The following is an 11472-nucleotide window of genomic DNA, read 5'->3' as shown; positions in this document are numbered from 1 at the left end:
GCAAGACACCAACCCCCTCCACACTCACATCGCCAACCTCCAGGAACGCCTCGCGTCCCTGAGGGGGTATCTTTGACTACGCGGGCAAGCAAGCGCGTCTGACCGAGGTGCTGCGCGAGCTCGAGGCGCCGGAGGTCTGGAGCGACCCGGCGCGGGCGCAGAGCCTCGGGCGCGAGCGGGTGGCGCTGGAGCACATCGTGCACACCATGGACGCGCTGGTCGCCGGTCTCGGCGATGCGGCGGACCTGCTGGCCATGGCCATCGACGAGGGCGATGCGGCCACCGTCGACGCCGTCGCCGCGGACCTGGCGGGCTTCGAGGCGCGCGTCGGCGCGCTGGAGTTCCGCCGCATGTTCTCGGGCGAGATGGACGCCGCCAACGCATTCCTGGACATTCAGGCGGGCTCCGGCGGTACCGAGGCCCAGGACTGGGCGGAGATGCTGCTGCGCATGTACCTGCGCTGGGCGGAGGGCCATGGCTTCAGTACCGAGCTCATGGAAGTCTCGCCGGGGGAGGTCGCCGGCATCAAGTCCGCGACCGTCGCCGTACAGGGCGATCACGCCTTCGGCTGGCTGCGCACCGAGACCGGTGTGCATCGCCTGGTGCGCAAATCGCCGTTCGACGCGGGCAACCGCCGCCACACCTCCTTCGCCGCGGTCTTCGTGTCGCCGCAGATCGACGACTCCGTGCACATCGACATCAATCCCGCGGACCTGCGCATCGACGTCTACCGCGCCTCCGGCGCCGGCGGCCAGCATGTCAACCGCACCGAGTCGGCCGTGCGCATCACGCATCACCCCACCGGCATCGTGGTGCAGTGCCAGAACGACCGCTCCCAGCACAAGAACAAAGACCAGGCCATGAAGCAGCTCAAGGCCAAGCTCTACGAGCTGGAGCTGCAACAGCGCCGCGCCGCCGCCCAGGCCGTGGAAGACAGCAAGGCCGACATCGGCTGGGGCAGCCAGATCCGCTCCTATGTGCTCGACGCCGGGCGCATCAAGGATCTGCGCACCAGCGTCGAGACCGGCAACACCCAGGCGGTGCTCGACGGCGCCCTGGACCCATTCATCGAGGCGAGCCTGAAAAGCGGTCTGTGAGTCCGCCCTCGCGCCGGGGCGGGTCGTCGGCGCCGGGCGCACGCGGTGCGCTCGCCGCGCGTCGCTGGTCGCCGCCGGGCGCGCTGCCCCCGGCCGCCGGTGCCGCCGCCGCCGCCGCGCCGCGCCGCCGCCGGCTGGCGCCCAGGCCCGTATAGCAAGGTTGTTGTAATCATGAACGAGACGCCGCCGAACAACGCCCACCCGCCGCCCGCGCCGGGCGCGCCGGACGAGCACAAGCTCATCGCCCAGCGGCGCGCCAAGCTGCAGGCCCTGCGCGCGCAGGGCAACGCCTTCCCCAACGACTTCCGCCGCACTGTCGTCGCCGGCGAGCTGCATGCCGCGTACGGCGCCCTCGACGCCGCGGCGCTCGAGGCCCGCCCGGTGCGCGCCACGGTGGCCGGGCGGCTCATGAGCCGGCGCCTCATGGGCAAGGCCAGCTTCGCCCACCTGCAGGACATGTCCGGGCGCATCCAGCTGTTCCTGCAGCGGGATCTGCTCGGCGCCGACGACTACACCTGGTTCAAGCAGGCGCTCGACATCGGCGACATCGTCGGCGCCTCGGGGCCGCTGTTTAAGACCCGCACCGGCGAGCTGTCCATCAAAGTCGACCGGCTGCGGCTGCTGACCAAGGCCCTGCGGCCGCTGCCGGAGAAGTGGCACGGCCTGTCGGATCAGGAGGGCCGCTACCGCCAGCGCTACCTCGACCTGATCATGAACGCCTCGGCGCGGGACACCTTCCGCACCCGCACCCGCATCGTCCAGTTCATCCGCGCCTTCCTCGATGGCCGCGACTTCCTGGAGGTCGAGACGCCGATGATGCAGGCCATCCCCGGCGGCGCGGTGGCCCGGCCCTTCGTCACCCACCACAACGCGCTGGACATGCAGCTGTTCCTGCGCATCGCCCCGGAGCTGTACCTGAAGCGCCTGGTGGTGGGCGGCTTCGAGCGCGTCTACGAAATCAACCGCAACTTCCGCAACGAGGGTCTCTCCACCCGCCACAACCCCGAATTCACCATGCTCGAGCTCTACCAGGCCTACGCCGATTATGCGGACCTGATGGACCTCACCGAGGATCTGCTGCGGGCCATGGCGCAGGCGGTGCTCGGCGGCCCGCAGCTGCACTACCAGGGCGCCACCTACGACCTCGCCCGGCCGTTCGCGCGCATGACGCTGCGCGAGTCCATCCTGCACTTCAACCCGGACCTGACCGCTGCCGACCTCGACGATGCCGGGCGCGCCCGGGCCGTCGCCGCGCACCTGGGCATCCCCCTCAAGCCCCATGATGGCCTCGGCAAGGTACAGGTGGAGCTGTTCGAGAAGACCGTCGAGCACCGGCTCATGCAGCCCACCTTCATCACCGCCTATCCCACCGAAACCTCGCCCCTGGCCCGGCGCAACGACGCCGACCCCTTCGTCACCGACCGCTTCGAGCTGTTCATCGGCGGCCGCGAGATCGCCAACGGCTTCTCCGAGCTCAACGACGCCGAGGATCAGGCCGAGCGCTTCCGCCGCCAGGTCGCCGAGCAGGATGCGGGGGATCTGGAAGCCATGCACTTCGACGCCGACTACATCCGCGCCCTGGAGCACGGCATGCCGCCCACCGCCGGGGAGGGCATCGGCATCGACCGGCTGGTGATGCTGTTCACCGACGCCCCCTCCATCCGCGACGTGCTGCTGTTTCCGCACCTGCGCCCGCAGGCGTGAGCGCCGCAGGCATCCCGGCATGGCCCACCCCGGCGTCTGGCACGCGCCGGCGCTGAGGGCACCGGCGGCGTCCCGCGCCCGCGCGCGCGTAGCCCGCACAAGTTGTTTCTCCGCGGACCGCAGGGTCCGCACCACCCAGTAGTCCAACCCCCATGCACTCCATCCGCCGGGACTGGCTCTCCAACATCCGCAACGACCTGCTCGCCGGCCTGGTGGTCGCGCTGGCGCTCATCCCCGAGGCCATCGCCTTCTCCATCATCGCCGGCGTCGACCCCAAGGTCGGGCTCTACGCCTCCTTCAGCATCGCCGTGGTCACCGCCATCGTCGGCGGGCGCCCGGGCATGATCTCCGCCGCCACCGCCGCCATGGCCGTGCTCATGGTGGACCTGGTGGCCGACCATGGCCTGCAGTACCTGCTCGCGGCGACGGTGCTCACCGGCGTGCTGCAGGTGCTCGCCGGCGCCCTGCGGCTCGGCAATCTCATGCGCTTCGTCTCGCGCTCGGTGATCACGGGCTTCGTCAACGCCCTGGCCATCCTGATCTTCCTGGCGCAGCTGCCGGAGATCACCGGCGCGCAGCTGACCTGGGAGGTGTACGCGGTGCTGGCGGCGGGCCTGGCCATCATCTACCTGCTGCCCCGGCTCACCAAGGCCGTGCCCTCGCCGCTGGTGGCCATCGTCCTGCTGACGGGCGTGGTGATCTATCTGGACCTGGACATCCGCACCGTCGGCGACATGGGCCAGATGCCCGACAGCCTGCCGGTGTTCCTGCTGCCGGACATTCCGCTGACCCTGGAGACGCTGTGGATCATCCTGCCGGTGTCCGCCACCCTGGCGGTGGTGGGGCTGCTGGAGTCCATGATGACGGCGACCATCGTTGATGATCTGACGGACTCCAAGAGCGACAAGAACCGCGAATGCGTCGGCCAGGGCGTGGCCAACGTCGCCACCGGCTTTCTCGGCGGCATGGCCGGCTGCGCCATGATCGGCCAGACCGTCATCAACGTGCAGTCCGGCGGCCGCGGGCGGCTCTCCACCCTGGTGGCCGGCGTCTTCCTGCTGCTGCTGGTGGTGTTCGCCAACGACTGGGTGGCGCAGATCCCCATGGCCGCCCTGGTGGCGGTGATGATCATGGTCTCCATCGGCACCTTCAACTGGGCCTCGTTCCGCAACCTGCGCGAACACCCCCTCGACGCCAACGTGGTCATGATCGCCACCGTGGCGGTGACGGTGCTCACCCACGACCTCGCCCGGGGCGTGCTGGTGGGCGTGCTGTTGTCCGGCTTCTTCTTCGCGCACAAGGTCAGCCGGGTGCTCTACGTCGGCTCCACCCCGGCGCGGGAGGGCCGCGAGCGCGTCTACCACGTGGTGGGGCAGGTGTTCTTCTCCTCCGCCGACCAGTTCGTCGCCGCCTTCGACTACAAGGAAGTCATCGAGCAGGTGACCATCGACGTCAGCCGGGCGCACTTCTGGGACATCACCGCCGTCACCGCCCTGGACAAGGTGGTGCTCAAGTTCCGCCGCGAGGGCACGGCGGTGACGGTGGCGGGCCTGAACGCGGCCAGCCGCACCCTGGTCGACCGCTTCGCGGTGCACGACAAGCCCGACGCCGTCGCCGACCTGATGGGCCACTGAGCCAGGACACCCCCCATGCGAGACGCCCCCAAAGTACTGGCCTGCGTGGACCAGTCCCACTTCGCCGACACGGTCACCGACGCCGCCGCCTGGGCCGCCCGGCGCCTGGGGGCACCGCTGGAGCTGCTGCACATCCTGGACCGCGAGGGGCGGGTGGTGCGCGGCTCGGACCACAGCGGCGCCATCGGCGTCAATGCCCAGCAGACCCTGCTCACGGCGCTGTCCGAAGAGGATGCCGCCCGCAGCAAGGCGGCGCGCGACGCCGGGCGGGTGTTCCTCAACCGCCTGCGCGAGCGCGCCATCAGCCGCGGCGTGCGCGTGCCCGACGTGCGCCTGCGCGATGGCGATCTGGAGGAGACGCTGGTGGAGCAGCAGGCCGCGGTGGGGTTGTTTGTGCTTGGGCGGCGTGGTGAGTCCGCCGAGACCACCCAACGCGACTTAGGCCGGCATGTGGAGCGCATGGTGCGCGCGCTGAGCAAGCCCATCCTCGCGGTGACGGACGAGTTCACCGCGCCCGAGCGGGTGATGATCGCCTTCGACGGCGGCAGCATGACCCGCCGTGGCGTGGAGATGCTGGCCCGCACACCGCTCTTTGAGGGCCTGCCGGTGGACGTGGTCATGTCCGGCAAGCCGCGCCGCGATGCCGACAAACAACTCGACTGGGCGCGGCAGACGCTGGCCGCCGCCGACTACGACGTGAAGACGGCGATGCTCCCCGGTGATACCGAGCGCGTCATCGCCCGCTACATCCACGACCAGGGCATCGACATGCTGCTCATGGGCGCCTACGGCCACTCCCCCCTGCGCAGCCTGCTCCTGGGCAGCAAGACCAGCGATCTGCTGCGCGCGGCCAGGGTGCCGACGCTGCTGCTGCGCTGAGCGGCGCCCGCGCCCTCGGGTCGTGCACCCGCGCCCCGCGCAGGCCCGCATCACGGGCACCGGCCCATCGCGGCCGACCATTGGCCCCTGAAATCGGCGGCTGTGGCTGCGGCCGGTGCACAGGCGAGCGCGAGCGCCAGGGTGGCGAACTGCAGTGGGGGGGCTTTGGTGGGGCTGGCCATGATGAGGGGTCTTCGGGCATGACGACGCCAGGGTCAGGCTGTGTCGGGGTGTTTGCGGCCCGTCACTCGGGCAGTACCTCCACGGCGATGGGCGCGCCCCAAACGCGGCGGATGATGGTCGCGGCCGTCGCCGGTGCCGGCGCGCTGGTCCAGCAGCGGACATGGCCCGCGGGCGGACCCGCGCGCAGCAGTTGGGTGTCGCTGAGCCGATGCCGCAGCTGGCGGGCCACGGCGCCGCCGGCATCCGTGATGGTGATCCCGGGCCCCGCGATGTCCTGGATCAGACCGCGCACCAGGGGATAATGGGTGCACCCCAGCACCAGGGTGTCGGCGCCGCGCTCCAGCAGTGGCAGCAGCAGATCGGTGAGCAGCGCCCGCAGGGCCGCGGCGCCGAAGTCCCCGGCCTCGATGAGCTCCACCAGGCCGGGGCAGGGCTGGGTGAGCACCTCGACGGCGCCGTGGAAGCGCCCCCGCAGGGCCTCGAACTTGTCGCTCTTGAGTGTGCCACTGGTGGCCAGCACGCCGACGACGCCGCTGCGGGTGCAGGCCGCCGCCGGCTTCACGGCGGGCTCCATGGCAATGATGGGCAGCGCGTGGCGCGCGCGCAGCTGGGCGGCGGCGGCGCCGGTGGCCGTGTTGCAGGCGATAACGATGGCCTTGGCGCCCTGCGCAACCAGAAAATCGGTCACGCGCCCGGCGCGGGCGCGAATCTGCGCCTCCGGGCGGTCGCCGTAGGGGGCGTAGCCGGAGTCGGCGACGTAGAGCAGATCCTCGGCGGGCAGCAGCCGGCGGATGTCCGCCAACACGGTGAGGCCGCCGACGCCGGAGTCGAAGACGCCGATGGGCGCATCGGCCCGGCGGCGGCTCGCCGCCGGCGCTGACCGCGGATCAGCCGCGCTCAGCGCAGGGTCTGCCGCCGGCGTCGTCATGGGGCGGGGGCTCGCCGCTGGCCGGCTTGAGCCAAGGGCGCGCCGCCGACGTCGAGGCGGCGCCTGTCAGGCGGCGTCGCCGAAGCCATAGGCGGGCGCACGCAGCCGCAGCAGCGGGCCGTCGTCGCCGAGCTGCAGCCCGTCGCCCTCGGCGGCGGCGATCTCTGCCACCACCAGCAGCTCCCAATGACCCGGTGCGCTGGCGCGGGCATCCACGACCCGCCCGGGGCCTTGCTCGGAGGTGCTGCCCGGGGCGCTCAGCAGATCGCCGGCCGTGGGTGGCGTATCCGTGTCCACCTCGGCGATGTACATGCGCCGCTTGAGCTTGCCCAGGTATTGCATGCGGGCGACCACCTCCTGGCCGGTGTAGCAGCCCTTGTGGAAGCTCACACCGTCGATGAGCTGCATGTTCGCCATCTGCGGCACGAAGGCATCCGCCGTCGCCGGCAACACCGTTGGGATGCCGGCACGGATGTCGTGCAGCGCCCAGATGTCTGGATTGGCCTCGACGGCGCCGGCGGCGGCCGCCCCCTCCCAGAGCGCTTGGGCGTCGGCGGCGGGGCCGATGAACAGATAGCGGGGGACCGGGCCGGCGATGCGGATGAGGGCGGCCTCACCGCTGCGAACCATGTCATTGTCGCCTTCGGGCAGGCTGCCGAACCCGGCCGCCAGCGGCTCGCGGGCGCAGTCGCCGATGACGCCAAGGCACACCAGGGCGTCGCTGGCGTCGTCGATGCTGGCCTGGGCGCGGAGCTTGAACATGCGCAGGCGCTTCAGCAGCGCTTCCATCTGGCTGCGCGGCAGCACCAGGAGAAGACGTTCCCGCAGGCGCAACAGCCGGAAGTTGGCCAGCATCCGGCCCTTGGGGCTGCAATGGCTGCTGAGCTGGGTGTGGCTGTCAGAGAGCTCGCGCACGTCGTTGCTCACCTGCCCCTGCAGGAAGTCCGCCGCCTCGGGTCCGCCGACGGCGATGAGCCCGAGGTGGGAGAGGTCCGTCAGGGCGCAGTTGGAATCGGCGGGTGCGGCGTCGAAGTGCGCCGCCCCGTCGTCGCCGACGGCGCCGCCGCGCGCGGCGATGAAGGCTTGCCAGTCCTGGTTCATGGTGTCTCGTCTCGCTTGCTTGTGGTGCCGGGAACGGGCAGGCTTGAGAGCATAGCGGCTGCCCGGATGAGCGTCGATGGATCTCGCCGCCCCATGTGGGGCCGATGCAGCGCCGTTTCGCAGCACAGCCGCATGCCGAAGATCACCGGGAGATCACCGGGGCGCCCATGTCCGGCGTGCCGGCAGTCTATGCTGGCCAAGCCACCGTCCCGTCCAAGCCCGTTCGATCCAAATCCAATAGCGCGTCTTTCTTAGTCCATGCCAGTCGCCGCCGACAGCCTCGTGCTCTACAAAATCCATCCCGCCCGCGTGCTGAGCGTCGGCGACAAAATCGAGATCGAGCTGGAGGGCGGTCAGAGCAAGCGCGTGCGGCCCAAGGACATCACCCCCCTGCACCCCGGTCCGCTCAAGCGTCTGGCGGAGTTACAGGAGCCCGGCACGGCGCAGCTGGAAGAGGCCTGGGAACTGCTGGAGGGCGCGGAGACCGACCTCAAGGAGCTCGCCGAGCTGATCTTCGACGCCTTTACGCCCGCCAGTGCCTGGGCCGTCTGGCGATTGCTGGACGAAGGCCTCTACTTCCAGGGCACGCCCGATGCCATTTTGCCCCGAGCGCGCGAGGCCATCGAGCAGGACCGTGCCGAGCGTGAGGCCAAGGCCCGCGCTGAGCAGGAATGGGCGGATTTCATGGAGCGGCTCGGCGCGGGGCGCATCATCGATGCGGACCGTGCCCGGCTCGCCGAGGTGGAGCGCCTCGCCAACCAGCAGGGGGAGCATAGCCGCATCCTCAAGGCCCTGGATCTGCCGGAAACGCCGCAGGCCGCCCACCGGCTGCTGGTCGGCGTCGGCTATTGGCCCCCGGAGCACAATCCCTATCCGGCGCGCAGCAAGGTGCCGGTCACCGACCCGGTCCTGCCGGTGCCGGCGCTGCCGGATGAGGAGCGCCTGGATCTCACCCATCTGCCGGCCTTTGCCATCGACGACGAGGGCAACCAGGACCCAGATGATGCGGTGAGCATCGACGGCGAGCGTATCTGGGTGCATGTGGCCGATGTCGCCGCGCTGGTGACGCCCGATGACGCGCTGGACCGCGAGGCCCGCGCCCGCGGCGCCAACCTCTACCTGCCCGAGGGGATCGTCAACATGCTGCCGGCGGCGATCACCGAGCAGCTGGGCCTGGGCCTGCGGGAGACCTCGCCAGCCCTCTCCTTCGGTGTCACCTTGGATGACGACGGTCGGCTCTCGGCGATCGAGATCCGCCCCAGTTGGATCCGCGCCCAGCGCCTGACCTATGCCGAGGCCGAGGCGCGGCTCGCCGAGGCCCCCTTCGCCGCCCTCAACGCCGCCGCCGAGCGCTACCGCGCCCGCCGCCAGGCCCAAGGCGCCGCCGGTATCGACCTGCCGGAGGTGAGCGTGCGCCTGCGCGACGGCGAGATCGTCATCCGCGCCATCGACCGCCATGGCTCCCGCGCCATGGTCACGGATCTGATGCTGATGGCCGGCGAGGCGGCTGCCACCTGGAGCGGCGCGCGTGGCATCCCCATTCCCCATGCCACCCAGCCGCCGCCGGACAGCATCCAGCAGCCCCAGGGGATGGCGGCCATGCACGCCTATCGGCGCCAGTTCAAGCCGAGCCGCACCAGCATCGAGCCCGGGCCGCACTTCGGCTTGGGGCTCGATGCCTACGCCCGCGCCACCAGCCCGCTGCGGCGCTATGCGGATTTGCTTGTTCACCAGCAGGTGCGCGCGGCGCTGCGCGGTGACGAGCCGCTGAGCGCGGAGCAGGTGAGCGCCCGCGCCGGCGAGGCGGATCAGGGCGGCATCGCCGTGCGTCGCGCCGAGCGTCAGTCCAACCAGCACTGGAAGCTCTTGTACCTGAAGCGCCGCAAGGCCTGGCAGGGCGAGGGCATCGTCGTCGAGGTCGGCGAGCGCAAGCACGGCGTCATCATTCCGGCGCTGGCGCTGGAGACCAAGCTGCGGGCCAAGACCGACCTGACCCTGGATCAGCGCCTGGAGCTTGGTGTGGCCGAGGTGGACCTCTATGACCTGGATGCGCGGTTTCGGGTGCTTGGCTGAGCGGGCGCATGGCCAGGCAGATCACCCGTCCAACGCAGCCTCGGCGACCATAGGCCGGACCTCGCGGCGCTTGGCCACTATTTCGTGTTAGCTTCCGACGCGCCTGCACGGAGCATATCGGTCGGGCCGATGTGGGAAGTCACCCACTGCGTGTTGGGGCATCCGGCTTCGCCTTGGCGCAGCCCGACCGGCGCGGCGCATGCGTCGCCGTCAGTCGGTGGTGGCCGTTGGCACGTCGGCCGGGCTCGCCGCCGCTGGTGCGGCCGGCGGCTGTTGTGGTGCCGCGGCTGCCTCGGGCGCCGGCAGCAGCGCCACCGCCCGCTTGAAGTCCGCTGGGCTCAGATACTGGATGACCACACCGCCGTCGTCGTCGCGGGCGATGTCCATGCCCAGCTCCGGATACAGCCAGTGCACGATGCCGGAGGCTTCGGTGCGCTTTTCGGCGGGCTCGCCGAATCTGCCAGCGATATCCCGCGGCTCCAGGCTCTTCCAGGGCAGGTAGGTCAGGATGCGCACAGGCGCGTCCGCGAGCCGCTCCACGTCGACGGGGTCCAGCTTCACCTTGCGGCTGCCGCTGCCGGTCTTGCTGATGCGAAGCCCGCGCTCGTACATGGCGTCGATCTCGTCTGCGGGCACGCCTAGCGTGATGATCCAATCCGCCTTCAGGTTGCTCAGGAAAATGTTGTCGAAGTAGACCTCGACGGTGCGGCTGCCGTCCGGGTTCTCGAACAGATTGATCTTGCCTTCTTCGCCCAGCAAGGTGCGTGCGTCGGCGAGTGTGCTCTCGCCGATGGTCAGATCGAACACCCGCGTGCTGCCAGCGGCGTCCCGGCTGACGTCCCAGGGATAGAGCTTCAAGCCGGCGCGCTCGTCCGGCAGGACGGACAGGAGCAGCATGATGCCGATGAAGAGCATGGCCGCGGCGGCCAGCGTGGAGAGGATGATTTTGCGGTCCATGCGCTCAGCGCTTCGAGTGGGTCACGTGTACCTAGAAATTAGTCGAGCATCAAGGCAGCGACCACGTCACGCCCTTCGCTGACCAGGATGTTGTAGGTGCGGCAGGCGGCACCCGTGTCCATCACCTCCACGCCGATGCCGCGCTCCAGCAGCGCGAAGTGCACCTCGGGGCTCGGGAAGCACTGGCGTGAGCCCGTGCCCAGGATCAGCACCTGCGTGGCGTCGCCCACCACCGCCTCCAGGTGGGCGATGCTCAGGGCGTCCACATGCTCCGGTCCCCAATCCACCAGCACCTGCTCGGCGGACACCGCGATGCTGCGGGCATAGTCGCGGCCGTTGACGCGGACTCGCCCCTCGCCGTAAGCCTCGATGACGTTGGCGCCGGTGTCGTCGATCTCTGCGAATTTCATGTCAGCGGCCGATGGTATGTGGAAGGTCTGTCCGCGTGCGTTGATGCGCATGGTAAAAACTGGCTCCGGCACGCATGAAAATAAAGGTCAGGGCAGGTGCAGCGTCGACATAGGTGTTGCTGGTCTGAGGGTACAGCCCGAGAGCCCCAGCACGGTACCGTCGCCGCTTCGTCGATCAGTTCCATACGCGCACCAGACGGCAGGATGGAACTCTTTGCCAGCGAGCAGGCTCGGATGCGCCAAGGGCTGGAGCACTACCGCGCGCGCCACCCCCACGCAAGCGACAGCGGCCACTGGGAAGTACTCGAACAGCTCTACCGACTCTACCGACGTGAGGCGCCTGATATGGCCTATACCCTGGAACAATTTCTGCGCGAGACCCACGAGATGGTCATCGACGAGGCCATCCGCAGCAATCCGGAGGCGATCCTCAAGCGGTTCGGTCCTGAGGACCGGCTCCGGGGGCTTGATCCGGAGGACCGGCTCCGGGGGCTTGATCCGGAGGA

Annotated in this window: 9 protein-coding genes and 1 pseudogene; 6 read left to right on the top strand and 4 right to left on the bottom strand. The window is 70.0% G+C overall.

Going from position 1 to position 11472, the window contains the following annotated elements; genetic code table 11:
- The 4 genes from prfB to QZ588_RS16575 all read left to right on the top strand — a co-directional run.
- Window positions 1–1097, top strand: a protein-coding gene (gene prfB / locus QZ588_RS16590; RefSeq protein ID WP_295544052.1) for a peptide chain release factor 2 whose coding sequence is annotated in 2 segments (ribosomal slippage) — window positions 1–73 and window positions 75–1097 — 1096 coding nt annotated over the 2 segments. Because the reading frame shifts where the segments join, the coding sequence is not laid out codon by codon here. This gene is flagged as partial in the annotation.
- A 171-nt stretch (window positions 1098–1268) separates the two neighbouring features.
- Complete coding sequence (gene lysS, locus QZ588_RS16585) at window positions 1269–2801, top strand: lysine--tRNA ligase (RefSeq protein ID WP_295544051.1); 1533 nt, start codon at window positions 1269–1271, stop codon at window positions 2799–2801.
- 152 nt (window positions 2802–2953) lie between these two features.
- Window positions 2954–4435 (top strand): SulP family inorganic anion transporter, encoded by a 1482-nt coding sequence (locus QZ588_RS16580; RefSeq protein WP_295544050.1) that lies wholly within the window; start codon window positions 2954–2956, stop codon window positions 4433–4435.
- A 15-nt stretch (window positions 4436–4450) separates the two neighbouring features.
- Window positions 4451–5314 (top strand): universal stress protein, encoded by an 864-nt coding sequence (locus QZ588_RS16575; RefSeq protein ID WP_295544049.1) that lies wholly within the window; start codon window positions 4451–4453, stop codon window positions 5312–5314.
- A 244-nt stretch (window positions 5315–5558) separates the two neighbouring features.
- On the opposite strand, the gene murI is transcribed toward QZ588_RS16575, so the two are convergent.
- Window positions 5559–6425: a glutamate racemase gene (gene murI / locus QZ588_RS16570; protein ID WP_295544048.1), complete on the bottom strand. Its 867-nt coding sequence runs from the start codon at window positions 6423–6425 to the stop codon at window positions 5559–5561.
- Window positions 6426–6491: 66 nt separating this feature from the next.
- Complete coding sequence (locus tag QZ588_RS16565; protein ID WP_295544047.1) at window positions 6492–7526, bottom strand: folate-binding protein; 1035 nt, start codon at window positions 7524–7526, stop codon at window positions 6492–6494.
- Window positions 7527–7784: 258 nt separating this feature from the next.
- Between QZ588_RS16565 and QZ588_RS16560 the strand changes: the two genes are divergently transcribed.
- Window positions 7785–9599, top strand: coding sequence for an RNB domain-containing ribonuclease (locus QZ588_RS16560; RefSeq protein WP_295544046.1), 1815 nt, complete (start codon window positions 7785–7787; stop codon window positions 9597–9599).
- Between the two features lie 210 nt (window positions 9600–9809).
- Here the strand turns inward: QZ588_RS16560 and QZ588_RS16555 are convergent, their stop codons facing one another.
- Window positions 9810–10556 (bottom strand): hypothetical protein, encoded by a 747-nt coding sequence (locus tag QZ588_RS16555; RefSeq protein WP_295544045.1) that lies wholly within the window; start codon window positions 10554–10556, stop codon window positions 9810–9812.
- Window positions 10557–10594: 38 nt separating this feature from the next.
- A complete protein-coding gene (locus QZ588_RS16550) occupies window positions 10595–11017 on the bottom strand; it encodes an Mth938-like domain-containing protein (RefSeq protein ID WP_295544044.1) in 423 nt (140 codons plus the stop codon).
- Between the two features lie 153 nt (window positions 11018–11170).
- On the opposite strand from QZ588_RS16550, the pseudogene QZ588_RS16545 reads away from it, so the two are divergent.
- Window positions 11171–11472: pseudogene (locus tag QZ588_RS16545) on the top strand (hypothetical protein); the annotation flags it as partial.

The organism is uncultured Thiohalocapsa sp. (assembly GCF_913062725.1).
Taxonomy (GTDB): Bacteria; Pseudomonadota; Gammaproteobacteria; order Chromatiales; family Chromatiaceae; genus Thiohalocapsa.
Note: the sequence above shows the minus strand (reverse complement) of the source record. Positions and strands in the feature narration are given on the sequence as shown.

Coding starts and splice junctions, on each gene's coding strand:
- lysS (WP_295544051.1), top strand. CDS start 1,269: ATGAACGAGACGCCGCCGAACAACGCCCACCCGCCGCCCGCGCCGGGC.
- QZ588_RS16580 (WP_295544050.1), top strand. CDS start 2,954: ATGCACTCCATCCGCCGGGACTGGCTCTCCAACATCCGCAACGACCTG.
- QZ588_RS16575 (WP_295544049.1), top strand. CDS start 4,451: ATGCGAGACGCCCCCAAAGTACTGGCCTGCGTGGACCAGTCCCACTTC.
- murI (WP_295544048.1), bottom strand. CDS start 6,425: ATGACGACGCCGGCGGCAGACCCTGCGCTGAGCGCGGCTGATCCGCGG.
- QZ588_RS16565 (WP_295544047.1), bottom strand. CDS start 7,526: ATGAACCAGGACTGGCAAGCCTTCATCGCCGCGCGCGGCGGCGCCGTC.
- QZ588_RS16560 (WP_295544046.1), top strand. CDS start 7,785: ATGCCAGTCGCCGCCGACAGCCTCGTGCTCTACAAAATCCATCCCGCC.
- QZ588_RS16555 (WP_295544045.1), bottom strand. CDS start 10,556: ATGGACCGCAAAATCATCCTCTCCACGCTGGCCGCCGCGGCCATGCTC.
- QZ588_RS16550 (WP_295544044.1), bottom strand. CDS start 11,017: ATGCGCATCAACGCACGCGGACAGACCTTCCACATACCATCGGCCGCT.